At 53.7% G+C, this 23,583-nt stretch carries 30 protein-coding genes; 17 read left to right on the top strand and 13 right to left on the bottom strand.

The window, feature by feature from the left end; translation table 11 throughout:
- Positions 1–234: a hypothetical protein gene (locus BWM17_RS03180; protein WP_309492472.1), complete on the top strand. Its 234-nt coding sequence runs from the start codon at positions 1–3 to the stop codon at positions 232–234.
- Positions 209–640, top strand: a complete 432-nt coding sequence (locus BWM17_RS03175; RefSeq protein WP_309492471.1) for a hypothetical protein — start codon at positions 209–211, stop codon at positions 638–640. Before BWM17_RS03180 ends, BWM17_RS03175 begins: the two co-directional genes overlap by 26 nt.
- Before the next feature lie 4 nt (positions 641–644).
- On the opposite strand, the gene BWM17_RS03170 is transcribed toward BWM17_RS03175, so the two are convergent.
- Positions 645–1,319 (bottom strand): AAA family ATPase, encoded by a 675-nt coding sequence (locus BWM17_RS03170; RefSeq protein ID WP_309492470.1) that lies wholly within the window; start codon positions 1,317–1,319, stop codon positions 645–647.
- Positions 1,320–1,413: 94 nt separating this feature from the next.
- The gene (locus BWM17_RS03165; RefSeq protein WP_309492469.1) at positions 1,414–1,554 is read right to left on the bottom strand and encodes a hypothetical protein; all 141 of its coding nucleotides are present in this window, start codon (positions 1,552–1,554) and stop codon (positions 1,414–1,416) included.
- 121 nt (positions 1,555–1,675) lie between these two features.
- On the opposite strand from BWM17_RS03165, the gene BWM17_RS03160 reads away from it, so the two are divergent.
- The gene (locus BWM17_RS03160; RefSeq protein ID WP_342766498.1) at positions 1,676–1,879 is read left to right on the top strand and encodes a hypothetical protein; all 204 of its coding nucleotides are present in this window, start codon (positions 1,676–1,678) and stop codon (positions 1,877–1,879) included.
- 47 nt (positions 1,880–1,926) lie between these two features.
- On the opposite strand, the gene BWM17_RS03155 is transcribed toward BWM17_RS03160, so the two are convergent.
- The gene (locus BWM17_RS03155; RefSeq protein WP_309492467.1) at positions 1,927–2,499 is read right to left on the bottom strand and encodes a CBS domain-containing protein; all 573 of its coding nucleotides are present in this window, start codon (positions 2,497–2,499) and stop codon (positions 1,927–1,929) included.
- Positions 2,500–2,585: 86 nt separating this feature from the next.
- On the opposite strand from BWM17_RS03155, the gene BWM17_RS03150 reads away from it, so the two are divergent.
- Positions 2,586–3,848 (top strand): threonine synthase, encoded by a 1,263-nt coding sequence (locus BWM17_RS03150; RefSeq protein WP_309492466.1) that lies wholly within the window; start codon positions 2,586–2,588, stop codon positions 3,846–3,848.
- A 1-nt stretch (position 3,849) separates the two neighbouring features.
- Positions 3,850–4,131 (top strand): ubiquitin-like small modifier protein 1, encoded by a 282-nt coding sequence (locus BWM17_RS03145; protein ID WP_309492465.1) that lies wholly within the window; start codon positions 3,850–3,852, stop codon positions 4,129–4,131.
- 20 nt (positions 4,132–4,151) lie between these two features.
- On the opposite strand, the gene fdhD is transcribed toward BWM17_RS03145, so the two are convergent.
- The gene (gene fdhD, locus BWM17_RS03140) at positions 4,152–4,937 is read right to left on the bottom strand and encodes a formate dehydrogenase accessory sulfurtransferase FdhD (protein ID WP_309493714.1); all 786 of its coding nucleotides are present in this window, start codon (positions 4,935–4,937) and stop codon (positions 4,152–4,154) included.
- A 196-nt stretch (positions 4,938–5,133) separates the two neighbouring features.
- Here fdhD and BWM17_RS03135 point away from each other — a divergent pair, with 196 nt between their 5' ends.
- On the top strand, positions 5,134–6,366 hold the full coding sequence (locus tag BWM17_RS03135; RefSeq protein ID WP_309492464.1) for a cysteine desulfurase: 1,233 nt from the start codon (positions 5,134–5,136) through the stop codon (positions 6,364–6,366).
- A gap of 69 nt (positions 6,367–6,435) precedes the next feature.
- Here BWM17_RS03135 and BWM17_RS03130 read toward each other — a convergent pair whose 3' ends face one another.
- The gene (locus BWM17_RS03130; protein ID WP_309492463.1) at positions 6,436–6,750 is read right to left on the bottom strand and encodes an FUN14 domain-containing protein; all 315 of its coding nucleotides are present in this window, start codon (positions 6,748–6,750) and stop codon (positions 6,436–6,438) included.
- Positions 6,751–6,799: 49 nt separating this feature from the next.
- Positions 6,800–9,046, bottom strand: coding sequence for a vitamin B12-dependent ribonucleotide reductase (locus tag BWM17_RS03125; RefSeq protein ID WP_309492462.1), 2,247 nt, complete (start codon positions 9,044–9,046; stop codon positions 6,800–6,802).
- A gap of 352 nt (positions 9,047–9,398) precedes the next feature.
- On the opposite strand from BWM17_RS03125, the gene BWM17_RS03120 reads away from it, so the two are divergent.
- From BWM17_RS03120 to BWM17_RS03110, 3 genes are all read left to right on the top strand, one after another.
- A complete protein-coding gene (locus BWM17_RS03120) occupies positions 9,399–10,652 on the top strand; it encodes a lactate racemase domain-containing protein (RefSeq protein ID WP_309492461.1) in 1,254 nt (417 codons plus the stop codon).
- A 159-nt stretch (positions 10,653–10,811) separates the two neighbouring features.
- The gene (locus tag BWM17_RS03115; RefSeq protein WP_309492460.1) at positions 10,812–11,144 is read left to right on the top strand and encodes a DNA-directed RNA polymerase subunit K; all 333 of its coding nucleotides are present in this window, start codon (positions 10,812–10,814) and stop codon (positions 11,142–11,144) included.
- 31 nt (positions 11,145–11,175) lie between these two features.
- Positions 11,176–11,382 (top strand): hypothetical protein, encoded by a 207-nt coding sequence (locus BWM17_RS03110; RefSeq protein WP_309492459.1) that lies wholly within the window; start codon positions 11,176–11,178, stop codon positions 11,380–11,382.
- Here the strand turns inward: BWM17_RS03110 and BWM17_RS03105 are convergent.
- Entirely contained in the window at positions 11,354–12,562 is a 1,209-nt protein-coding gene (locus BWM17_RS03105) for a cofactor-independent phosphoglycerate mutase (protein ID WP_309492458.1), read from the bottom strand. The two genes, BWM17_RS03110 and BWM17_RS03105, sit on opposite strands and share 29 nt — an antisense overlap.
- A 62-nt stretch (positions 12,563–12,624) precedes the next feature.
- Here BWM17_RS03105 and BWM17_RS03100 point away from each other — a divergent pair, with 62 nt between their 5' ends.
- Positions 12,625–13,857: an aminopeptidase gene (locus BWM17_RS03100; RefSeq protein WP_309492457.1), complete on the top strand. Its 1,233-nt coding sequence runs from the start codon at positions 12,625–12,627 to the stop codon at positions 13,855–13,857.
- Here the strand turns inward: BWM17_RS03100 and BWM17_RS03095 are convergent.
- Positions 13,832–14,404 carry an N-acetyltransferase gene (locus tag BWM17_RS03095; protein ID WP_309492456.1) on the bottom strand — a complete coding sequence of 191 codons (573 nt, stop codon included), beginning with the start codon at positions 14,402–14,404 and terminating at the stop codon, positions 13,832–13,834. The two genes, BWM17_RS03100 and BWM17_RS03095, sit on opposite strands and share 26 nt — an antisense overlap.
- A 77-nt stretch (positions 14,405–14,481) precedes the next feature.
- Between BWM17_RS03095 and BWM17_RS03090 the strand changes: the two genes are divergently transcribed.
- The gene (locus BWM17_RS03090; protein ID WP_309492455.1) at positions 14,482–15,648 is read left to right on the top strand and encodes a site-2 protease family protein; all 1,167 of its coding nucleotides are present in this window, start codon (positions 14,482–14,484) and stop codon (positions 15,646–15,648) included.
- On the opposite strand, the gene larA is transcribed toward BWM17_RS03090, so the two are convergent.
- Positions 15,619–16,905 (bottom strand): nickel-dependent lactate racemase, encoded by a 1,287-nt coding sequence (gene larA / locus BWM17_RS03085; RefSeq protein ID WP_309492454.1) that lies wholly within the window; start codon positions 16,903–16,905, stop codon positions 15,619–15,621. The two genes, BWM17_RS03090 and larA, sit on opposite strands and share 30 nt — an antisense overlap.
- A gap of 62 nt (positions 16,906–16,967) precedes the next feature.
- Here larA and pyrE point away from each other — a divergent pair, with 62 nt between their 5' ends.
- The 3 genes from pyrE to nifU all read left to right on the top strand — a co-directional run bounded on the left by pyrE (position 16,968) and on the right by nifU (position 19,320).
- Positions 16,968–17,621 (top strand): orotate phosphoribosyltransferase, encoded by a 654-nt coding sequence (pyrE, locus tag BWM17_RS03080; protein ID WP_309492453.1) that lies wholly within the window; start codon positions 16,968–16,970, stop codon positions 17,619–17,621.
- 76 nt (positions 17,622–17,697) lie between these two features.
- Positions 17,698–18,891: a cysteine desulfurase NifS gene (gene nifS / locus BWM17_RS03075; RefSeq protein WP_309492451.1), complete on the top strand. Its 1,194-nt coding sequence runs from the start codon at positions 17,698–17,700 to the stop codon at positions 18,889–18,891.
- Between the two features lie 51 nt (positions 18,892–18,942).
- Complete coding sequence (gene nifU, locus BWM17_RS03070; RefSeq protein ID WP_309492450.1) at positions 18,943–19,320, top strand: Fe-S cluster assembly scaffold protein NifU; 378 nt, start codon at positions 18,943–18,945, stop codon at positions 19,318–19,320.
- A gap of 16 nt (positions 19,321–19,336) precedes the next feature.
- Here the strand turns inward: nifU and BWM17_RS03065 are convergent, their stop codons facing one another.
- The gene (locus tag BWM17_RS03065) at positions 19,337–19,582 is read right to left on the bottom strand and encodes a hypothetical protein (protein WP_309492449.1); all 246 of its coding nucleotides are present in this window, start codon (positions 19,580–19,582) and stop codon (positions 19,337–19,339) included.
- A 71-nt stretch (positions 19,583–19,653) separates the two neighbouring features.
- Between BWM17_RS03065 and BWM17_RS03060 the strand changes: the two genes are divergently transcribed.
- Complete coding sequence (locus BWM17_RS03060; protein ID WP_309493713.1) at positions 19,654–20,574, top strand: heme o synthase; 921 nt, start codon at positions 19,654–19,656, stop codon at positions 20,572–20,574.
- A 16-nt stretch (positions 20,575–20,590) separates the two neighbouring features.
- On the opposite strand, the gene BWM17_RS03055 is transcribed toward BWM17_RS03060, so the two are convergent.
- Positions 20,591–21,556: an MBL fold metallo-hydrolase gene (locus tag BWM17_RS03055; RefSeq protein ID WP_309492448.1), complete on the bottom strand. Its 966-nt coding sequence runs from the start codon at positions 21,554–21,556 to the stop codon at positions 20,591–20,593.
- A 211-nt stretch (positions 21,557–21,767) separates the two neighbouring features.
- Here BWM17_RS03055 and BWM17_RS03050 point away from each other — a divergent pair, with 211 nt between their 5' ends.
- Positions 21,768–21,908 (top strand): preprotein translocase subunit Sec61beta, encoded by a 141-nt coding sequence (locus BWM17_RS03050; RefSeq protein WP_309492447.1) that lies wholly within the window; start codon positions 21,768–21,770, stop codon positions 21,906–21,908.
- Here BWM17_RS03050 and BWM17_RS03045 read toward each other — a convergent pair.
- Positions 21,905–22,195: a hypothetical protein gene (locus BWM17_RS03045; protein ID WP_309492446.1), complete on the bottom strand. Its 291-nt coding sequence runs from the start codon at positions 22,193–22,195 to the stop codon at positions 21,905–21,907. The genes BWM17_RS03050 and BWM17_RS03045 overlap by 4 nt on opposite strands.
- 437 nt (positions 22,196–22,632) lie before the next feature.
- On the opposite strand from BWM17_RS03045, the gene albA reads away from it, so the two are divergent.
- Entirely contained in the window at positions 22,633–22,935 is a 303-nt protein-coding gene (albA, locus tag BWM17_RS03040; protein WP_309492445.1) for a DNA-binding protein Alba, read from the top strand.
- 52 nt (positions 22,936–22,987) lie between these two features.
- Here albA and BWM17_RS03035 read toward each other — a convergent pair whose 3' ends face one another.
- The gene (locus tag BWM17_RS03035) at positions 22,988–23,560 is read right to left on the bottom strand and encodes a pyruvate kinase alpha/beta domain-containing protein (RefSeq protein ID WP_309492444.1); all 573 of its coding nucleotides are present in this window, start codon (positions 23,558–23,560) and stop codon (positions 22,988–22,990) included.
- Between the last annotated feature and the right edge of the window lie 23 nt (positions 23,561–23,583).

Raw genomic sequence — 23,583 nt, 5'->3', positions numbered from 1 at the left:
GTGGAGAAACCGGAGAGGAAATGCCCCGCCTGTTCTAGAGAGGCTTTACCTGAAGACTCCTACTGCGACCGCCACAGCTTAGCCTACCGAAACCTGAAGGAAACCTTTAAACAATGGCAGGCCGCCATGGAAGTCGACTGGGAAACCTACCTCCGGGAAGTGATGAACAACCCTAATACGGGAAGCTGGGTGAAGGAGGTTGCCGCCCATGTTCTCCAGAAGAAGAAAAGCTAAAAGAGCCAAATTCGCGAAAAAGTTCGGCCGGCCTCCCATCTTCGAAGTGAAGTATCCAAGTTTCATCCCCCAGCTGGCTCTTTTCCTCCTCATCGCCGCCGTCCTCTTCCTCCTAGCCGGGGGACTGTACATGGTGGTGAAGGGGCCTCCGCTGCTGATCTCCCTTAGAGGAGGTCCGGCCTTTATGGTGCCAGGTCAGATAGGTGAGCAGACTTTGGCGGAGGGTATTCTTTTCATGTTTTTCTTAACCTTAGGTGTTGCCGGTGGATACATGGCCTATCATGGCTTGAGGGAAAACCACCGACTAAGACGCTCTTCCCTGCCTTTGGCAGTGGGCATTATCCTTTTTGCCTTAGGCTTATTCGGAGCTCAGATGCTCCTGCAGCTTAAGATAGCATCTCCCTAACAGCTTATTCTAAGCCTTGGCCGGAGATGCGGAGGTGGCAGAAAAGCCGAGAACGGGGGCGGCCGTTAAGCTTCTCCAGAAAGGCGACCTTCACGTTAGGCCTTGGGGTCGGCTTCAAATGTAGGATGGTGGAAGCCCAGAACCGGAGAGTTCTGGTCGCTACAGGTTCCACCTTGTCGACTTCAAAATCCTCCTCCAAAACGCTGCGAACTTGGCTGGTGAGAAGCACGGGCAGGGAGTGGGTTTTAGAAATATGCGCCAAGTAGGCAAGCTGCCTGTTCAGCTCTCTGTTGGAGGCTGGAAGAAGCTTGGCTTCCGAGGCTGCGAGGCGGTAGAGGTTGTTAACAGTGTCCACGACGACCAAACCTACCCGGGGGTGGATGTAGCGTTCCAACCCCTCGATCAAAACGGTTTGCTGGTAAAAATTGCGGGGGGTGAAAATTCCTATGCGCTCAACCTCCAGTGGAGGGCTGGAGGCCATCTGCTCCAGCCTTTGGGCGGACAGGGAGCCGTCTGCGTCGATGTAAAGCACTTGGAAGCCTTGTTTAGCACAGAGGAGAGAGCATTGGAGAGCGAGGGTGGACTTTCCGGAAGCTGCTTCCCCGTAAACAAGAGACAGTTGCCCGGCTGGGAAGCCGCCGTGGAGAAGCTTGTCTAGGGAGGGAGAACCTGTGGACATCCTCTGCCATCTTTTTATAGGCTGGGGGAAGGTCAAAAGTTCTCTACTGGAGATAGTTTAGGCTGCTTTTAAAAGCCTACTCCAACGGAGCGCCCTAACGTTTTCTTCCCATGTCCTTCGCGCATCGAACGCAGAGGCCGTGGTGGTAGCTGCATTTTTCGCAGACTTTTTTACCGCATCTTCTGCACACCGCATAAACTACTCTAACTTGGCAGAGTTGGCACTTTTTGTTCAAGGGGAAAAACCTCGATGGGAACGCTGAGCACATTTTGGGGGAAATGATCAACTTATAAGTTGGCCGCCATAATACTATTTTTACTTAAAGCACAACTTCATCTGGTGGTTTTGGTTTGCTGATGCGCTGCGAAGTCTGCGGCAGGCAGATCCGGGAGAAGCCTTTAACACGGAAGACCTGCTGCGTAAACAAACTCTACGTTTTCTGCTCAGAAGCATGCCTGAAAAACTGGTCTCGAAGATGGCTCAGCAACCAAGAACAGGTTACCCGTCAACCCTTAGCCGCTTCCAAGTTTAAGGAGCGGAATAAGGCTTTAGCTATGTAGCTGCCCTTCCAGCTGGACGTGGGTTCGAATCCCTAGCCCAAACCGGGTTAACGGCTGGAACGCATTCCCATGATGATGTCCATTTTGGTGATGATTCCCATCAAGCGGCCTTTATCCATGACCAGCACAGCAGGCTTCTCCCGGATGAGCGCTGCCAGAGCTTCCTCGATTCCAGCGTTAGGCCCGAGGATTGGGAAGACTTCCTCCATGATGTTTCGCAGCTTTGTCCTGAAGACTTCTTCGGGGTTTTTGCTTTGAAAGATTTTCTTGATGAGAGTTCCTTCCTGTACGCTTCCTACGACGACGTTTTTCTCCAAAACTGGAAGCTGGGATATTCCATGTTTCTCCATGAGGTTTACAGCTTTCCTCACAGGTTCATCGGACTGGACGGTGATGACAGGGCGGTGCATGACGCTGGCTACGTTTTTCACCTTCCTGATGCTAGAAATAGAATCTAAGATTTTTTTGAGGGTGGAAACCCTAGGGTCCACCGTCCCTGCTTCGATTCGGGAGATAAGAGATTGACTTACCTTGGAGTGGAGGGCCAGTTCTTTTTGGGTTAGTCCAGCTGCCTTCCTTAGGCTTTTTAAATCTTTCCCGGAAGGAATGTGCAGCGACATAGCTCGAAACCTTATTATTACTCATAGTTATTTTATTATCGGGAAGATTTAAATATTTAGCATATTTTATCTCTAACCTATAAGGCTTGACCGCTAAGTGGGGAGTTGGGCTGGAAAAGAAAATCTTCTTGAAATGCAGAGAATGCGGTCGAGAGTACCCACCGGTTAGACTCTACGCTTGCGAGGACTGCTTCGGCCCCTTGGAAGTCGTCTACGACCTAGATTCCCTAAGTCTCAGGAGGAGTTCTTTCGAGGGGAAGCCTAAAAACCTCTGGCGATACTTTGAACTGCTTCCCATCAACGATAAGGCTAACATAGTAAACTTGGAGGCGGGATATACCATCCTTCACAAGAGCAGTAGGTTGGCTGAGATGCTAGGCTTGAAAAACCTGTACATCAAGGATGACACCGTTAATCCTACCTATTCTTTCAAGGATCGGCCTACCTCCGTCGCCGTTTCCAAGGCATTGGAGTTCGGAGTTCAAGCAGTGGGCTGCGCTTCCACAGGCAACTTGGCTTGTGCCACCGCTGCGCACGCGGCGAAGGCTGGACTTCCATGCTACGTCTTTGTTCCCAGCGACATCGAAATGAACAAGATAGTTCAAATATCGGTCTACGGAGCCCGCATCGTGGCGATAAAGGGAACCTACGACGACGCTAACACCTTGGCGGCTCAGGCTTGTGAAACCTACGGCTGGGCTCTGGTGAACATCAACATGAGACCCTACTATGTGGAGGGTTCCAAGACCTTGGCCTTTGAGGTCTGCGAGCAGCTCAACTGGGAGCCACCAGACCACGTAATAGTTCCCACGGCCAGCGGCGCTCTCCTCTGCGCCATAGCCAAGGGGTTTGAGGAACTTCACCGGCTGGGGTTGATTTCCAGAAATGATGTCAGAATCTCCAGCGCTCAACCTGCGGGCTGCGCGCCCATCGTTTCAGCCTTCAAGGCTGGAAGCTTGGAGGTTACACCCATCGAACACCCTGAGACCATAGCGAAAAGCTTAGCCATCGGAGACCCTGCGGATGGAGTTTACGCCTTGAAGACCATAAGGGAAAGTGGAGGCGTAGGAGAAGATGCGACGGATGAGGAGATTTCGGAGGGTGTTCAGCTTCTGGCTAAGACAGAAGGCGTCTTCGCAGAGCCTGCGGGAGGCGTGGTCATCGCGGCCTTAAAGAAAATGGTGGAGCAGGGAGACATTCAACCTGACGAGAGGGTTGTCTGTTACATAACGGGAAACGGCCTCAAAACTCCTGAGGCGGTCTCGGAAATTCTGGCTCAACCCACGGAGATCGAGCCTAGGATGGATTCTCTGAAAAATATCATCGACTTGAAAGGGGGAGAAGGCTAAAATGGGTAAGGTTAAAATTTCCTTTCCATCCGTCTTTACGGCTTTAACTCGAGGGGAGAGAGAGGTGGAGGTTTCAGCTTCTTCTCTCCGAGAAGCCTTAAGCCAGCTGGTTGAAAGATACGGGGAAAAATTTAAGGACAGAGTCTTCGACCAAGCGGGGAACCTCCGGCGGCTGCTGAACATCTATGTCAACGGCAAAAACATCAGACACCTCCAAGGCTTAGAAACCGCATTGAAAGATGGAGATGAAGTCTCCGTCCTCCCCGCGGTCAGCGGGGGATAGAAGAAAACATTCTTATCATTTTATGGGTAGGCTATCCTTTCAGGGTAAGTGTACACGTTCATCCTCCGGCCTCGGACGAAGCAGACCAAGGTTGAGCCCACCTTCTCCGCGGCCATAACCCCCGAGTAAAGGGGGCCGGCTATGGAGGAGATGATGGGGATTCCGACTCTGGAGGCTTTCATGACGATGTCGCCTGACAGCCTCCCGGTGCTGGCTAAGAGGCAACGGCCTAGGTCTCCCTGAAACTGGAGAGCCTCCCCCACAACTTTATCCACCGCCGAATGCCGGCCTACATCCTCCGCAAAAGCTATGGTCCGATTTTCTTCTGTGGAGTAGACCAAGGCGGCATGAGTTCCACCGGTAAGCCTGAAGACTTGCGCCTTCTGGTTGAGCTCCCCCACAATTTGGAGGATGACTTCAGGGCGAACTCTAAGCTGGGAGCTTACCCTAGGCTGGTCTAGGCGGTCTAAAAGCCGAACGAAATCTTCGATGCTCCCGCAAGCCGTGGTGACCAGCCGGGTTGTCTGGTAGGCTTTCACCCTCAGTTCCACGCTTCCGCGGGTCTCAACCCTCACTTTAGAGTCTTCAACTTCTAGGCTGCGCACATCCTCCTTCGACTTGACGATGCCTTCTCCGACGAGGAAGCCTAAGGCTAGTTCCTTCAACTTCTCGGGGGAAGCCATGATGGTGACCAAATGTTCGCCGTTGAGATGAAGGCTTACTGGAGTTTCGGTGGCGACGAACTCTTGGAGGCTTTCTTTGCTTTCAGTTCTGAGGCTGACTTTAACCAGTTTAACTTCCTTCACGCTCAAGGTTTCAGCAACCCTTCCAGCGGCTGTTAACAGCCTATCTTATTAGGGAAGGTGAAAACGGTTAAACCTTCGCTTACCAAGAGGGGCTTCCCTGTCCACGGAATAATTCTCCATGAGCTTAAGAAAAGGAAGAAACGATTTTTAACCTGCTAGGCTTAATTTTCATAATCTTCGGAGGCCTTCTCTCGGCGTGGACGTTCAAAAAATCCGGGAAGATTACCCGATTCTGAACACAGGCATAGTTTACTTGGACAGCGCATCCACCAGCCTCACCCCTGAACCTGTCTTGGAAAAAATGCTGGAATATTACAGAGAATACAGAGCCAACGTGGGCAGAGGCCTTTACAAGCTTTCCCAGCGGGCAACAGAGGAACTGGAGGAGGCTCGGAAAAAAATCGCCGGGTTCATCAACGCCAAACCCGAGGAAATGATCCTAGTTCGAAACACCACCGAGGGAATCAACACCGTCTCTTTAGGTCTTTCATGGGAGAAAGGAGACAACGTCGTCACCACGGTCACTGAGCATCATTCCAACTACATGGTGTGGCTGAGGGTCGCCCAACGGTTCGGAGTTGAACTTCGAATCCTATGGCCTGACAGCCGAGGTGTAGTTCCGTTGGCGGAGGTGGAAAAAAAGGTAGACGACCGCACCAAGCTGGTGAGCATAGCTCAGGTCTCCAACGTTTTGGGAACTAAGCTTCCCGTGGAAGAGTTCTCCCGAATCGCCCACGACCACGGGGCCTACATGCTGGTGGACGGTGCCCAGTCGGTGCCTCACCTTCAAGTTGACGTTCGAAGGCTGGGCTGCGACTTCTTGGCTTTTTCAGGCCACAAGATGTGCGGCCCCACGGGTTCCGGCGGCCTCTTCATCCGGGAAGAAGTAATGGAGGAAGTGGAGCCTCTGCTTTTGGGCGGAGGAGCCATCGTCGACGTGGATACGGCCTCCTACCGACTGGAGGAGAAGGCTAGGAGGTTTGAGGCGGGAACTCCGGCGGTGGGGGAAGCCATAGGCTTGGGGGCGGCTGCGGATTATTTGAAGAAGATCGGCTTGGAAAAAATCGAGGCCCATGAAAGGAACCTGACCCTGCGAATCTACGAGGCTTTGAAGGCGATCCCCCGCCTCAGAGTCCACGGGCCTGAGCCTGAGTGGAAGGTTGGCATAACCTGTTTCAACATCGGAAACCTCAACCCCCATGATGTAGCCCTCTTCTTGGACTCTGTCGCAGATGTGGAAGTCCGTTCAGGGCTTCTCTGCGCTCATCCTCTTATGAGGGAGGTTCTGAAGGAGCCCCAAGGGGCGGTGAGGGTTTCCACCTACCTCTACAACACCCAACAAGACGTGGAGAGGTTCATCTCCGCGGTGGAGGAAATCGCCCACGCCTTCAACTCGAAGGAGAAAGGCGGGACGGTAAAGCGGGGATAGGACAGATTAAGCCTGCCGGAGAGATGGATTAAACCTTTGAGGTTGAGCTGAGCTATTTTTGGCGGAGTATCATCCCATCTTGAAGCCTATGCCGAAACCTACCACGAAGCTTCCGGCGAAGGGCACGTTGCTGGTTATAAACGTGGGGAGGGTAAAGTCCCCAGTTTGAAGACTTGAGATCAGACCTTGGAAGGCTCTGGAAATTTTGTCGTAGTTTATTTCTATGAAGTCAACATAGGCAAGATACATGAGGGCGACAAAGAAAAGACCTACGAGCACCACCAGTATCTTCAGCAGCTTTTTGAAGGCATAGCCTACCACCAAGCCGGAGAGGCCGCCGAAGCCCAGCTGAGCGGCTAGGGGGGTGAGCGTTTCAAAACTCAAGTTTACGGCTCCCTGAGAAGATAATTTCCGTTAACTCCCCCATAAAACTTTACTCGCACTCAGACCATCCGCAGTTGGAGATGCATTTTCTGCAGCCCTCCACCCAGACCACGGGGCTTCCGCATTCAGGGCAAGCTCCGTTGGCGGCCCGCGTGGTTTCTCCTTCCCAGGGGGGGACAGTCTCAGGGAGGCTTTTCACCTCTTTGGAGGAACTCTTTTCCATCAGATATTTTTCAAGAGCCTTCCCCAAAGCGTCGGCGCAGGAGAGAACCTTGTTTCGGCCAAGCCTGAAGGGCCTGTCGCAGCTTATCCCCTTGTAATGCTTGACCACCTCCCAGGGGTCGATGCCTGAGCGGAGAATTGTGGAGGCAGCTCTCCCCAGGCCTTCGGTTTGGGCGGAGGCGCAGCCGCCTGCCTTCCCCAAGCGGGCGAAGACTTCGAAGGGTTCGCCCCGCTCGTCCTCGTTGATGGTCACATAAAGGGAGCCGCAGCCTGTTCCAATCTCGTAGGTGACGCCATAGGTTTTCTCAGGACGGCTTCGGGGTTTGATGTAGCTTCTGAGCTTGGAGGTTTCCCCTCTCTCTAAGACTTGCTTTTCCCGGCTGCCGTCCCGGTAGATGGTGATGCCTTTGCAGCCTAGGCTGTAGGCCAGCTTGAAGGCTTTCTTCACATCCTCCACCGTAGCGTGGTGGGGGAGGTTGATGGTTTTGGAGACGGCGTTGTCCACGTGCTTCTGGAAGGCGGCCTGCATGCGCACATGCCACTCGGGGTCGATGTCCAAGGCCGTCACAAAAAGCCTCCGCACATCCTCCGGAACCTCCCCCAGCCCCCTCAAAGAACCTTTCAAGGCGATTTTTTCCATGAGGGCTGAGCTGTAGAAGCCTCGTTTTTTGGCTGTTTCCTCGAAGAGGCTGTGGACTTCCACCAGCCTCTGCCCGCTCAGAACATTGCGAACGTAGCACAGGGCGAAGATGGGTTCGATGCCGCTGGAGCAGTTGGCAATGATGGACAGGGTTCCGGTAGGCGCCACGGTGGTGGTAGTAGCGTTCCTGAGCTTCCGCACCCCATCGTAGATGCTGCCCTTGTAATTGGGGAAAACCCCTCTTTCTTCGGCTAAAGCCTCGGAGGCAGCTTTGGATTCCTCTTGGATGAACCTCATGACGGCTTCCCCGATTTCCAGCCCCCGCTGGGAGTCGTAGGGAACCCCCAATTTGATCAACATGTCGGCGAAGCCCATGACCCCCAATCCGATTTTCCGGTTTCCCTTGGTCATGGTTTCGATAATGGGCAGCGGGTATTTGTTGACGTCGATGACGTTGTCCAAGAAGTGAACAGCCCGTCTCACAATTTCCCTCAGCCTCTCCCAGTCTATGTTTCCGTCCTTCACCATCTTGGAAAGGTTGATGGAACCTAGGTTGCAGGATTCGTAAGGAAGAAGCGGCTGCTCCCCGCAGGGGTTGGTGCTTTCAATGGGCCCAAGCTCAGGGGTGGGATTGTCCCTGTTAACCCTGTCCAGAAAAACCAGTCCAGGGTCCCCGTTTTGATGGGTCATCTCGGCCATGAGGTTGAGAACCATGTCGGCTCGAAGCCTTCCCGTCACCTCGCCGGTCCTAGGGTTGATGAGGTCGTATTCTTCCCCCTTCTCCGCCGCCTCCATGAAGCTCTCGGTAACTGCCACGGATATGTTAAAATTATTCAGCTTATCCCCGCCTTTTTTGCAGGTAATGAACTCTAGGATGTCAGGGTGATCCACCCTCAGGATGCCCATGTTGGCTCCCCGCCGGGTCCCTCCCTGCTTGATGGCCTCGGTGGCTGCGTCGTAGACGGTCATGAAGGAAACAGGGCCGCTGGAAACACCCTTAGTAGACTTGACCACATCGTTTTTCGGCCTAAGCCGGGAGAAGGAGAAACCCGTCCCCCCGCCGGACTTGTGGATGAGGGCTGTGTGCTTTATGGTTTCAAAGATGCTTTCAATGGAATCCTCCACCGGGAGGACGAAGCAGGCGGAGAGTTGCTGAAGCTCCCTCCCGGCGTTCATCAGCGTGGGAGAGTTGGGGAGAAACTCCAACCCCGCCATCATCTTGTAGAAGCCTTCCGCTGTCTTTTCAACCTCGTCCTCGGTTTTCCCGTAAAGCCTATCAGCGGAGGCCACGTTTTCAGCTACCCTTAGAAACAGGTCTTGGGGGGTTTCCACCACCCGGTTGGCTTCATCCCTCTTAAGGTACCTTTTTTCCAAGACCTTGAGGGCGTTGGGCGTAAGCTCTGAGGGAGGGCTTAAACCGTACAGTCTGCTCATGTTCAAACTCCCAGATCAACGTGAAAGGTTAAGAGACAGGCTCAGCGCTGGTGCGCAAAAGGCATAGGGCGACAGATCATATTTAAATTTTTTGATAAAAAAGTATAAAAAAATTTAGCTAAAAATTCCGCAGATTTCCACCGTGTCTTAAAACAGATTTAAGTTACAGAAACAAGCCACGCCAGCCTTCCTAGCGGAAGCCGGTTAGCGGAACGTGCTTACCACCGTGCTCAGGCATTCGAAGGAGTTTAATTTTTAAGCCAGCTTATAACTTTAAAGCGGGTTGCAGCCTTCCAAAGGTTGATGGCCTAGTTGAAAATTTTCTCCACCATGGGAAGTTGAGGTGGCTGGGGTGAACGGCAAAAGCTACGAGGTTCCTGCTTTAGCTTGGTTCGGCCGAGAAAAACTTGAACTCCGCTTCCCGGAAAACTGGCATGTGGAGTTCCTGCCCATGAACGGCTACGCTAGAGCCAGCGTCGGCGAAGGTGAAGTGAAAAGAGCGCTGAAGGAGCCTTGGGCCTGTAAACCCTTGGAAAAGCTTGCTGAGGGCAGAGGGGAAGCCGTCATCGTAGTCGACGACTTGACAAGGCCTACCCGTGCATATGAGATAGTTCCCCACGTGTTAGAGGAACTAAAAAAGGCGGGAATATCCGACGAGCGTATCAGGTTCATCATGGGCCTAGGGTTGCATGGCGCCCGTTGCAGGTATGATTTCGCCAAGAAGCTGGGGGAAGAGATTGTGCAGAGATACCCTGTGTACAATCATAATCCTTTTGCAAACTGCGAAAGGGTTGGGGAAACCAGCTGGGGGACCCAGTTGGAGATAAACGCGGAGTACCTAAGCTGCGACCTGAGGATTGGGATAGGCTGCGTGACACCTCACCCCATGACAGGCTATGGAGGGGGAGCGAAGATGATACTCCCCGGTCTCGCCTCCTATGCCGCTGTCTACCACAACCATGTGAATCTCTGCAGGCGGATGGGCGCCGTAGATAGAAGGAACTTGTGGGGGATTCTAAAAGGGAACACCGTCAGAGAAGACATAGAGGAAGCAGCGAACCTAGCCGCCATGGATATGAAAATAGATGTGCTCGTCAACGGATTCGGCGGCAGCGCCCAAATCTTTGCCGGAAACGTCCATGAAACGTTTAAACAGGCAGTAGAAGCGGCGAAGGAGCACTATTCAACGAGGTTTGAAGGAAAGTTCGACGTGGTCGTCGCCAACACCTACGCTAAAGCCAACGAAGCCACCCTTGCTCTGTCCAACTGGAAGCATGCGGTGAAGAAGAACGGAGTCATGGTGATCATCGCCCAAACACCGGAAGGCCAGGTGACGCATTACCTGTATGGAATGTTCGGAAAGAAGGAGACTGCCCCTGGGGCCGGCGCGCCCTCAAGGCCGGAGTTTGGCAGACTGATAGTTTTCTCTCAATATAAGACTCCTCATCCCCTGCTGCCCGTGGGGGACCCTTCCTCCACCCTGTGGCTGAACAGCTGGGAGGAGGTCCTCGAGGAAATTAAGGCATCTTGCCCCCTCAACCCTAGGGTGGCCATACTGCCCAATGCGGAGATTCAGTGCGCTGAAGAAAAACTGAAGAGGCCGTGAGGGAGTAAAACTTATAAATCCGCAATTTTAAGCTTTTTAGCACCTTTTCAAGCTTGTTGGAGTGAACTCAAGGTGAAATGTTTCTATCTTTTTCTAAACAGAAGCGTGGGCTCGTATTTTCTTGAAAAACCCTTCAGAGGGGGCTGTGTTCTGTAGGACATGTCAGACCAAACGGAGGGAGGGAAGGCTCCGAGAGGGAAAACAGTGAGGTCTGAGGGAGATTTGACCATCATAGGGCCTCCTAGGCTGACGAGGTTTGAGCGGACGAGAATCATTGGGGCTCGGGCTCTGCAGATAACCCTAGGGGCCCCTGTCCTTGTAACTCCGCCTGACCATGTTAAGAGGCCCATAGAGATCGCCGCCTACGAGCTGGAAGCCGGAGTTCTCCCCGTCACAATTCGGAGGAAGCTGCCCAACGGCACCTATGTGGACATACCGTTGGAGAAGCTGTTGAAGGCTGAAGAAAGGGAAAAGCCTAAAAAACGCGGCTGATAACGCATATTTTCAGGTTGCTGGTTTTCGGATGGGAAACTTTGGAGGCTGGGGTTTATCCTCCTTGATTCTCGCGGCTGTAGCCGCTGTCCTCTATTTCATGAGAATTCTGGGGAGGCCCGTGTTTGCCTTGGAATTCGAGGCCGGCATCTTCTACATTCCAGCTGCCCTTTCCACCCTCATCCTCCTCCGGCACTGGATTAGAAGCCTCAAGGTAAGCCCAGAAAAAGGCGGATAAAAGCTTCTCCGCTCTCCAGCAGCAACCCTAAGCTTTTGACGGAGGCTTCGTCGAACCGCTTCGCCGGCTTGGAGGAGGCTTCGGCTTTGCGGTAGACGGCGAAGGGCACGGGGTCGCGGGTGTGCGTTCTCACCTCCACGGGAGTGGCATGGTCAGCTACCACGCCTACGGTGTAGTCGCCCTCAAGCCCGCTGAGCAGCCTGCCTAGAAGACGCCTGTCCAAGTCTTCGATGGCCTTGACTTTGAGGTGGAAGTCTCCTAGGTGCCCTGCTTCATCCGGAGCCTCCACATGGACGATGACCATGTCATATTTCTCCAGAGCCCGGAGGGCGTAGTCTGCTTTCCCTTCGTAGTCGGTGTCAAAATAGCCTGTGGCTCCGGGAACGGTTATCAACTCCATGCCTGCGCAGAGTCCGATGCCTTTGACGATGTCCACCGCCGAGATAACCGCCCCCCGGAGGCCGTGAAGCTCATGGAATAGGGGGACACGCGGCCTTCGACCTGGACCCCAGAACCAGGCCATGTTCCCCATGCTTTTGCCCTCCGCAGCCCTCCTCATGTTCACCGGGTGGCTTGTTAGGAGGGCTTTGGATTCAGCTGCGAGCCTGTTGAGAAGCCGGGCTGTCTCCTCAGCCTCCTCGGCAAGAGGGGTAACAGGAAGAGTGGAAACAGGGTGGCCGACAAAGGAGTGGGGAGGAAAACAGCGAACTGCAGGGGAGTATTTTCTCCCTCGGAGGACGAGAACATGCCGGTAGGAAAGCCCAGGGTAGAAGGCGACCTCGCCTCGGCCGAGCTTCTGGTTTAAGCCTTGGATTAGCTCCCTAGCCTCCTCGGTGGTGATGTGGCCGGCGGAGTAGTCTACAAGGATTCCGTCCCTCTCAGTTACGAGGTTACACCGGAAGGCTACGTCATCCCAGCCTAGGGGCGCTCCGACTGCCAAGGCTTCTAGGGGCCCCCTTCCCAAGGAGTATTTCTCCGGGTTGTAGCCTAGAAGGGAAAGCGTAGCCGCCTCAGAGCCTGTGGCCGCCTTGGGGGGGATGGTTTGAAGCAGCCCGCAGGTTCCTTTGGAGGCGATTTCATCCATGTGGGGATGGTGGGCTGCCTCCAAGGGGGTTTTTCCCCCAAATTTTTCCACAGGACGGTCAGCCATACCGTCTCCGATGACTAGGACGAACTTCACAGATAACACCCTGCGCTTGAGAGGGGTTAGGCAGTAGAAAGGCGAGGTTGATTAAAACTTTTATGGGATGGCGTGAAAGGTCTTTCTGCCACATTCCCACAGCGGAGAGGAAAACCATGACGGAACTTACCGAGGAAGAAAAAGAAAGCATAGCCCGCTCGTTGGTTAATGAATCTCTGAAGATCGGGAGAAAACCTGACGGAGGCTTCGAGTCGGTCAGAATCCTCTACAACGCCACCGACCCCACCTGCGTTGACTTCGCCTTCAAGGTGGAGGAAGAATGCTGGAAGGTGGGCGCCCACACCCTGACGCTGACCTACAGGTCTGGGAGGGAGAAGCTGAAATACAGCTTGAAACCCGAGGAATCCCTCCGGGAAATGGACCCCCTGGCCAAGGCTTTAGTTGAAACCGTGGACGTAACCCTCTTCATCGGGGAGGAAGACGATCCCCAATGGTCCAAGGACCTCGCGGAAAGAATCAAGCTGACCGCTCCCAACCGGCAGAAACTCAGAGAAATCCTAGACGCCCGGAAGGTTCGATGGGCCTACATGGGATGGCCTATTCCCGGAGCAGCGGAGGGCTACGGCTGCCCAGTGGAAAAGTTTAGGAGCATCTTCTTCAACAGCATCCGAAACTCCTTCACAGACAAGCTGCAGAGCCTTTGCAACTTTTACAGAGAAGCCTTGGAAGGCGGTGGAGTCGTGGAGATCAGAGCTGAGGATGGCACGGAATTGAGTTTCGAGATAAGGGGGAGGCCTATCCTCGTCGACGACGCCGTTATCTCCGAGGAAGACCTGAAACGGGGGGATGTGGGCTTGAACATTCCTTCCGGCGAGGTCTTTGTGGCTCCCATCGAAACCAGCGCCAACGGTAGGATCTTCTTCGAGAACGTGGCCATTCCGGGTTTCGGAAAGATTCGAGGCCTATGGTTGGAGTTTAAGGATGGGAAAATCTCCAGCTACAGGGCGGCTGAGGGAGAAGAGGTCTTCACCAAGTTTCTCAACGCCAACACCGGGGAGAAGGACAGGATCGCTGAGCTGGGAATCGGCTGCAACCCCGGAGCCGAATACACAGGGGGAAGCATCATCATCGACGAGAAAATCTACAAAACCATCCACCTGGCTATCGGCAGCAACACAGGCGCCTACCACGGGAAAAACAAGGCTTCCTCCCACTTGGACATGATAAAGGGAATGGAGAAAGGGGAGCTCCGAGTGGATGGCAGAGTGGTCATGAAAGCCGGAGAACCTATTCCCCGGGGCCTGAACTTTAAGGCTGATTTTCTTCAGGGCTGATGATTATCTCCTTGGGGAAGCGTTCTTCCTCCTCCTTCTCCAAAGGCAGCCTGCGGCCCATGACTGAGGCGGCTTCGCCGTTGAGGTAGTATCCCTGAACGGTTTTCATGGGTTTAAACCCCAGCTTCCTGTAAAGGTTGATGGCTTCCCGGTTGCTGACTCTAACCTCCAAGTAGGCTTCGCTGCAGTTGTAATGGCTTTGAAGAGCCTTGAGGGCGGCTGTGAGCAAAGCCAGCCCTACTCCCCGGTTTCTATGCTCAGGCAGCACGGCCACGGAAATTATGTGACCCTTCCGAGAGACTTTAAACCTTTGAAGCTCAGAGAAGCCGAACTCCACCCTGCACATGATGTAGCCTACCACTCTGCCCTCATGCTCAGCCACCATGAAAGAGTGAGGGGCATCCTTGTGGAGGTCTAGGAAAAATGCTCCGCTGTAGTTTTCCGGCAGGCAGGCTCGGTTGATGGCCATGACGCTGTCTAGGTCGCTGGCTTTGAACCTTCGAAGCCTGTAGGGTGGAGGAGAGGAAGGGGGAAGCTTAACCTCCATACCTAGACCAAATTCACAACTTTTTTATTAAGCTTCCCGGCTATCTAATTTAACATCCAACTCCTGGATTCCAATGGATGTCCGCCTTTGCTTTCAAAGGCATTCTGAAGGAGAAAACTCCCTGCGGTCGAAAACCTATGGGCTACAGCCCCTTTGACTCTGCAGTTTCCCCCCCTCTTACCTTGAGGGAGATGCACAGCCTTGTAGCCTCAGAGTTCTACGTGGAGGCTTCCATGTTCGAGTTCGACGTCCCCATCTTCATCGTTCACCTGAGGGATTCATCCAAGGAAGCCTTTGAACACCTCGTCCATAAGATGAAGCCCTACGGCCTCATGCCCTTTCTCCGAAGGAGAGCCGGGCGGACGGTCATCCAGGTTTTCCCCAAACCCCAGAGAAAGCCGGGGAGAGGGGGAAGGCTGCCTCTGATTCTTTTCCTCGTAACCTTCGGCACCATCTTCGCCAGCGGCTACTTCAACTCGGTTTCCTGGGCTGAGCTCTTCGGAGAGGACGTTTTCATCCACTCCCTCTACTTCACCGCCGCCCTGCTGGGCATCGTAGGCCTCCATGAGCTGGGCCACAAAACCCTAAGCATGAGGAGAGGCTTGGAGGCTACGGTTCCCTACTTCATCCCAGGACCCCCTTTCCCCATAGGCTTCGGAACCTTCGGGGCGGTGATAATGCAGAAGGAGCCGCCCATCAACCGAGACCAGCTCTTCGAGCTGGGGATCAGCGGTCCTCTCACAGGCTTCGCCGTCACCCTAGTGGTGGCTTACCTATCTCTCCAAACCGCCCACCTAGTGGATGAGGCCTTCTTAAAGCAGTTGGAGGCGCAGGGAGCCTTCCTCCTTGAGATGCCTCCCTCCTTAGCTTGGCTGCTGCTCAGCTCCTTGGTAAACCCGGAGGCGCCCTTGGGTTATGTGGCCTTGGTTCCGCCCATCGGGTTAGCCGCGTGGCTGGGCTTCGTCATAACTTTCCTCAACCTTCTGCCCATATGGCAGCTGGACGGAGGCCATATCGCCAACGCCATGTTTGGGGAAAAAGGCCATAGGGTTGCATCCATGGCAGGCATGCTCATAGCTTTCGCCACCGGGTTTTGGTTTTTCGGCTTGCTGATTCTATTCCTCATGGCTCAGGGCAGAGGCATAGGCCCGCTGGATGAGGTGTCGCCTCTCTCCCCTAAGAAGAAGGTTTTGGGCGTCCTGGCCTATGTCATCCTAGCCTTGAGCGCTGTCATCTTGTGGTGAGAAAACAGGCAGAACCTTCATGGCGCGGGGAACAACCCAGACCTTGGATTTTCTCCCCGCCAGCCTGAAAGCTGTTTCCATGGCGTCCCCCACCGAGCGGGCTGTCCGAAACCCGAAAAGGTTTGAAGTGATGTTCTCCGGGAGGGCTGTGACGGCTATCACCCGGGCTTTTTGAAGACTGTTCCTAAGCTGGAAGACCTTGTGGAAGCCGTAGACAGGACCTTTTCTCAGCAGCTCCCTAACGTCGTCGAGAGTCCTAGTTTCATCGATCCATTCCAAGTATTCGAAGCCGCCGAATCCTTGGCTGCACTCCGCGGCGAAGACCACCACCGCCTCCTCGTCGAGGATACCCATCACCCGCAGCAGGGCGTCTTGAGCCTCGTAGAGGCTCACGTCGTAGGGATGACCTCCCGGGCTGACGGCGATGATGCCGGCTTTCTTCCCTACGGGAACCTCCCACAAGCTTCTTGCGGCCTCAACTCCCTCGTGGAAACTGGCTTCCAAGCTTCCAGCGAAAGCCTTCAAAGGTTGGCGTGCCTCGTCGGTCAGCAGGTTTACTGCGAAATCAACCCCTACCATTCTAGCCGTTTCCACCCCATCCAAGTGGACGGGGTTTTCCGCCAGCCGGCCGACTTCAGCCCTGGGGTCGAAGGCGAGGGAATAATTGTGCTGAAGAGTCCTCAGCCCGCCGACGGCGTTCAGGACGGCCTGCGCGCCTCCGCTGTAGCCGGCGTAGGTGTGGAGTCCTATCCTTCCGAGGGCAATTTTGACATCCGCTTGGGAAAACCTCCTGTTGACGAAAACCCTCGTCCTGTAGCTGGTGGTTCCCAGCTCCACCAAGTTTTCAGCGTCTGAGGGGTCGTGAACCTCTATCCGCATTTCTCCTCCAGCTTCCCCCAGCAAACCTGAAACCCACTCAGAGGTGGGGGGTTTCATCAAACCTCGGCCGAAGAAAACAGTGATGTCGGAAGTTAGGACACCGCCTTCCTTTAACTCTTCTCTTAAAAGAGAAAACAGAGCCTGCAAGGGAAGAAACTCCGCATCGCCGTCGATGGCTATGGCCACCTTGTCTCCGGCTTTGACAAGTTCCCTAAGCCTAGGAGTTCGAAGGGGGTTCTCCAAGGCTTTTCGCAGTTCAGCCTCAGCCTCCACTGGGGTTTGAGGGTGGAGCTTAGGCTCTATGGTGCCCAAAAAGTTTTCAGCGGGTGCCGTAAGACATACTTCCGTGATCCCGTAGGGAATCCATACTTCAACCATCCAGCCTACCTCGGTCTTATCTTTATAGGGTGGGAGTTTATTTTTATTTCGAGCGGTTCAACATGAAAGGGAAGCTCCGTTCTCTCAAACGGGAAATCTCCCTCCTCCTAGCTGAAGTAGAAGCCGTGAAATTCGGCTCCTTCAAGCTGACCAGCGGCAGGGAAAGCTTCTACTACATCGACTTGAGGATTGTGCCCAGCCACCCTCAGGCTTTCCGGAAGATTGCCCGTCTCTACGGTGAGGAGGCTAAAAAAATCGGCTTAAAAAATTTTAACTCGGTGGCAGGTATCCCCACCGCCGGTATGACTTTCGCCTCAGTTTTAGCCTTCAACCTTCGGAAGCCTCTGATCTACGTGAGGAAAGAGGCGAAGGCTTGGGGTCGGGGGAAACGGGTGGAAGGTTCGGTGAAGCCGGGGGATTCGGTGCTCCTCGTGGACGATCTCATCACCACCGGTAAGTCGGTTTTGGAGGCCGCGGAGGCCGTGTGGGAGGTGGGAGGGAAAACCCCCTACGCCCTCGTTCTTATAGACAGGGAGGAGGGGGGAGCAAGAAACCTTGCCTCCAAGGGAATTAAGCTGCATTCCTTCCTCAAGGTCAGCGAGCTTTTCAACCACCTTTACAAAGCCGGCTACTTGGAGGCGGAGTATCGCAGGAAACTCTTTCAACAGTTAAAAGCAGACTCCTCTCCGGCGGTCGGTAGGTCGATAGACTTATAACCGCGTTATAGTTAGGGTAGGTTGGAGAAGAAAACCATCCAATCTACCCGCAGGTTTTTTGGGGGTTTAAGAAGCTTTGCCTAGGAGAATCTACTTAGACCACGCGGCCACCACCCCCGTAGACCCTGAAGTGGTTCAAGCCATGCTGCCCTACTTTTCTGAGCGGTTTGGAAACGCCTCCAGCCTACACCGCTTCGGCCGGGAGGCCCATGAAGCCCTAGAGGCCGCCCGGCGAAGTGTGGCCGAGTTGATAGGGGCTGAGGAGAGGGAGATCGTCTTTACCTCCGGAGGCACAGAATCTGACAACCTAGCCATCAAAGGCCTAGTGCTCGCGCAGGGGAAAAAACCCGGAGGCCCCCATGTGGTCACTAGCCGGGTGGAGCACCCTGCAGTGTTGGAGAGCTGCCGCTATCTGGAAAGTTTAGGCTTTCAGGTGGAATATCTCCCTGTGAACAGGGAAGGCCTCGTGGATTTGGCAATGTTGGAGAAGGCCATCAGCCCTGCCACGGTTCTTGTAACCATTCAGCACGCCAACAACGAAATAGGCACCGTTCAGCCTCTGGAGGAAATAGGCGAGATAGCCCGGGAGAAAGGTGTACTTTTCCACACAGACGCTGTTCAGTCGGTGGGGAAGATACCGGTGGACGTGAAGAGAATGAACGTGAACATGCTCTCCCTCTCCAGCCACAAAATCCACGGCCCTAAAGGCGTGGGAGCTCTCTACGTTCAAGGAAACCTCGCCCCCATGCCTCTCCTCCATGGCGGAGGCCATGAAAAAAACCTCCGTTCAGGAACAGAAAACATCCCCGGCATCGTGGGCTTGGGAAAAGCCGCTGAGCTGGCTGCCCAGAGAATGGAGAAGGACAGAAAATATCTCACCGGGTTGAGGGACAGACTGATCCGAGGCATCCTCGAAGGCTTGCCGAAATCGTGGCTTAACGGCCATCCCACGCAGAGACTGCCTCACAACGCCCACTTTGGCTTCGCGGGAATAGAGGGGGAAGCCCTCATCCTAGGCCTAGATGAGAAGGGCATAGCCGCCTCCACCGGCTCCGCATGCTCCTCCAAGAAAAGCGAACCTTCCCACATCCTGAGGGCCCTAGGGCTGAACGATGTGGAAGCTCGAGGGTCGTTGAGGCTGACGCTGGGAAGAGAGAACACCGAGGAGGAAGTAGACTACGCGGTGGAGGCTGTGTGCGAGGTTGTCTGCAGGCTAAGGGAGATGTCTCCCCTCTGGGAAGAACCTATAATAAAGAGGCAGCTGACTTAAAGTTGGAGGCTTGAAAACGCGGAAGACCGGGGGTAAGCTGGGGGTGCAGACATGTATTCTGAGAAGGTGATGGAGCATTTCCGCAACCCTAGGAACATGGGGGAGATCCCCGACGCTGACGGAGTAGGCCGGGTGGGAAACCCCGTGTGCGGAGACTTGATGACCATCTACATCAAAGTCAAAGACGGCCGGCTGGAGGATGTGAAATTCAAGACTTTCGGCTGCGGAGCGGCCATCGCCACCAGCAGCATGGTGACGGAGATGGCTAAGGGTAAAACTCTGGAAGAAGCCCTCCGCATCTCCAAGATGGACGTAGCTCAGGCGCTAGGCGGTCTGCCCCCCATCAAGATGCACTGCAGCAACCTAGCCGCCGACGGGTTGCATGCAGCCATAGCTGACTACCAGAAAAAGCAGCAGAGCAGAAAGTAAGGCTGCTGGGAGAACCTCAACCCCCTCCGTCCTCTGATTTGTTTGACTTTTGAGTTTTCAACTCGTTGAGAATGACCAAAGCCTCTCCTAGGGGGATGCCCAAGCGGAGATGTACTTCTGAAGCGTCGACAGTTGGGTTATCCCGGAGGAGGACGTCTCTGACGTAGCTTTTGTGGTAGGGATAGGTTGGAATGGCGTGGGCTGTTTCAACCAGTAGAGGCCATAGGGGACTTTTCAAGCACTCTTCCAAATTCAATGCCACCATCTACACCCGGCGCAGGTTTACTCTGAACTTTTCACCGTTGATGGGAAACCGGTCATGCAGATAAAGTTATCAGAGGAAATCATATTTCTAGAGAAGAGCTGGCCGTAGAAGAGGATGCGGGAATGCAGGTCTTTCGAGCCTATGTTGAAATCGCAAAACCTCGGAGCATCGCTCTCCTCCTCTTCACAGGAATCGGAGGCGCGATCTTCGCTGTCGGCGAGGAGGTTTTTCACAATCCTACGCCCCTCCTTGTGGCTGTGATATTCTCAGGAACATGCGCTACGGCAGGAGCCAACATGCTTACCAGCTACTTGGACAGGGAGGTAGATTCGAAGATGCTTCGAACGAAAAAGAGGCCTTTACCCGCTGGTAGGATAGCGCCTCCTGAAAAAGCCTTATACTCAGGCCTTTTTCTGGTCTCCTTATCCTTAGCCGCATCCTCCACGGTCAATCTACTTTGCACTTTCCTGATTTTTCTGGCTGTCTTAGATAATGTTCTAGTCTACAGCAGATTTTTGAAGAGGAAGAATCCCCTCAACATTCTGTTTGGAAGCTTCTCGGGAGGAGCCCCCGTGCTGGTGGGCTATGCTGCGGTTACAGGCACATTAACTCTCTCCGCGTTTCTGCTGGCAGCCGTGGTGGTTCTGTGGATCCCCACCCACATCTGGAGCCTAGCCATAAGGTTCAAAGAAGACTATCGGAGGGCGAAAGTTCCCATGCTTCCCACCCTGGTGGAGGAGAAGAAAGCCGTCCGGTGCATAGCCTTCACCTCAACTCTACTGGTAGCCTTTTCCTTCCTACTCTACATGACAGACGGATTAGGATGGGGTTATCTCTTTTCCGCCCTCGGGCTGGGCGCTGCCATATTGACTTTGAACGTCTTCCTCGCCCTTCAGCCCACTGGAAAAAATGCTTGGATCGTGTACAAATATTCCAGCCCCTACTTGGGGCTGCTGTTTCTAGCCATAATCTTAGACGTGCTACTCTAACACCGAGGCCCCAGACCTAAAAATAGGATGGCATGGACTTGCTGCCCGCTGATGCGGGAAGCGGCTGAGCGGGGATGCCAAGCTTCCGCCTGATGCTTTCAGCCAGTTCTACGTTGGAGCCGAAGCATGTGTAGACCAGTTTAGGCTTAGCTTCCTTGACATAGTTGAGAAGTTGAGGGAAGTCAGCATGACTGCTGAGGGGGAAGACGCCCTCCCTGAGAGATGTAAACTTTAAAGCCCAGCCTGTGGCTAGAGCCGCGACTTGGTTTCTCCCATCAAACTCGTTCCGAAGCCTACGCACTGGATACACTGCAACGCATTTTTCTCCTACTCCATCCCAGGGGGACGCTTCAAGTTTAACGTTGAGGCGAGTGTAGGCTTCGTTGACCTTGGCAATTTGGGGGTGAACCTTAACTTTGATTTCCGTAAACCGGTTAAGCAGCCGAATGACTTCTTGGGCTTTTCCGATGGGATAAACATAGAACACGGGAATTCGCCCCTCATTCACTTTTTCCACAACCCACTGAACCATTTTCCGGTAAAGGAAATCTCGGGAGGGAAAGGAGAATTCAGCTCTCCCGTAGGTGGATTCTATGATGAGGATGTCGCAGGAGACGAGCTGCGCAGCCTTGGAGACGAGGGTGTCAACGCAGTTAAGGTCACCGGTGTAGACCACTAAACCTTCTCCTGTGTGAACGCTGAAGGCTGCGGAGCCTAAGATATGCCCTGAATCGAAAAGCTGGATCTCGAATCCGTCGACCTTGAACTTGTCCCCGTAGTTTAGCTTTTTGATTTTTTCCACCTTTCTCCCGAAAACAGTTTCGTAGATGGAGACAGTGGCGTGGGTTGAGTACTTGGTTGGCCGAGGAGACTTGAAGCCGTCAGTATGGTCGCCGTGGGCATGGGAGATGAAAACATGCGGATAGGAGGGCTTGGATGTTTGAGGGTCGAAGCACAGGGATGAATCACCGACCTTAACCACGATGCCTTCATCCCAAAAAATCTTAAGCCTTGAAGACCGCAGTACCCCCGCCGCCCCAAATTTTTTAAAATAACTTTTAAAGAAACTAATATCGTTAACGCTTAAGGCTGACGGGAAAAGTTAATAGACTCCAGTGTCCCAATAGGATTTAGGCTGCTCCGTCGGTAGGATCACCATGAGCCGGATGAAGAGAAGAAGAGAAGAGGCGCCTATGCCTAGCACGATGGCCGGTCTTCTCCGTTTCTATGAAGAGGAGTCCTTCGGCGTTAAGATAAAACCGCAGGCCGTCATCGTGGCTGTTGTAGTCGTGATCCTGATCATCAGCTTAGCTCCTTTCTTTCTGTCGCTCTAATCGCGGCTTTTACCGGTGCTGAGCACTTCGACCCTCTGCACTGAATTCAGATGGATGAAAAGTTCGCTTTTCTTCTCCCTGCTCACAACTCTGGGAATGGGGTTGACCATGGTAGACCGCAAAACCACAGCTTCAGCTTCAGCCAGCCAGATGCCGGGGGGTATGTGGGAGACAGCTTCAATCTTTCCCTCGTAGCCGAAGTCCCTGTCCAAAATGATGACCACCCGTTTCCCCACATGCTTCTCCAGAAAGTGGAAGACCGTGGGGCTCACGGCAGGCTCGCTCAACGCTCACCGCCTCCTCTGGAGGCTTCGCTAAACCTGAAGTTAAAGCCCCAGAGCTGGAAAAGTCCGGACACCGCATCGGAGGAGGTTGGTGTCATCTCTTCCGCCGGCCTTTGGAAACGTTAGGCTTGACTTGGCCTTGTCCAACCATAAAATTCGGCAAGGCTCCTATTAGATGTTGCCCCCATCGGCGGAGGGAACATGCACATTCGCTGCCTTAAGGTGCAGGGAGACTTTTTACGAATTTTATTTAAACTTTGGGGCTGTTGAAGTGGTTGTTAACTGGATGGTTAACAGTTTTATGCTTATGGATGCCCCGATCGACTCTAGGACCCTCCCGGTGGATGCCTGCAGCTAAAAGGGAGGAGACCAAAATATTTTTCAACCCCATCGGATGATATTTTAAACACCGCAACGGTAGCCAAGAGGAGTTGATGCGAATGGCAGAAGAAAAACCCGAGGCCCAACGGAATGTGGTGTTGGTTGGTAGAAAACCCGTCATGAACTACGTGGTAGCCTGCGTGACCTTCTTCAACCAAGGCTACAACGGAATCGTCGTAAAAGCCCGAGGCACCGCCATCAGCAAAGCTGTGGACACGGTGGAACTGTTGAGGAGAGCCTTCGTGAAGGACTTGGTCATCAAAAACATCACCATAGGAACGGAAACCGTGGAGAGGGAAGACAGAAAATCCAACGTCAGCACCATGGAAATCACCTTGGAAAAACCTGCGCCCTCCGGCTGAAGGCTGACCTCTGAATTATTATTTTCCAAATCTCGGATGAGAATTCTCCGTTTCAGTTCAGCCGGGGCTTTGCTATTATTTCTTTTACCTTTAGGCTGAAAACTCTAGTCGTGTTGGCAGGCTGAAGGACTAGGGCTGTGTCGGCTCCTCTATTCGTTCCGGCTATGGCGATGATTTCCCTGTCATGAGGAATAAGCCCTGCGTCCGCTGCCATGAGGGATATCTCCACTGCAACCTTCACGCCTTCTCCGAAAAGCCTTAGGGTTTGAGCCATTATTTCGACAGGGTAGGCGGTGGCGAACTTTTCCCTTATCCCCCGTTCCACACCTTGGAAAGCGTGGGTGCAGGTGAGAAGTCTACCTCCCAGTTTTCGGATTTTTTCGCGGTTTTCAAGGCTCATCTGCTGGACGCCGGGCTCCTTGAAACCGGTGTAATGGGAGACAACGGTGAGGTTGTATCCTCTGAAATACTCGCAGGCTTTTATTCCAGTTTCACCGGTGGTGGAGGCGACGACCAAATCCTTTATTCCCAGCTCCTCAGCCCGTTCTTTGGCCCGTTGAAAAGTTTCTTGAGTGCACTGCTCCCCCGGAACCTTAAAGTAGAGGATTCTTTTATCAACCGACAATTTCACCGTCCCCTATCCTCCGA

This window comes from Candidatus Hecatella orcuttiae, from assembly GCF_002009985.1.
GTDB classification, from domain to species: Archaea; Thermoproteota; Bathyarchaeia; order Hecatellales; family Hecatellaceae; genus Hecatella; species Hecatella orcuttiae.
Note: the sequence above shows the minus strand (reverse complement) of the source record. Positions and strands in the feature narration are given on the sequence as shown.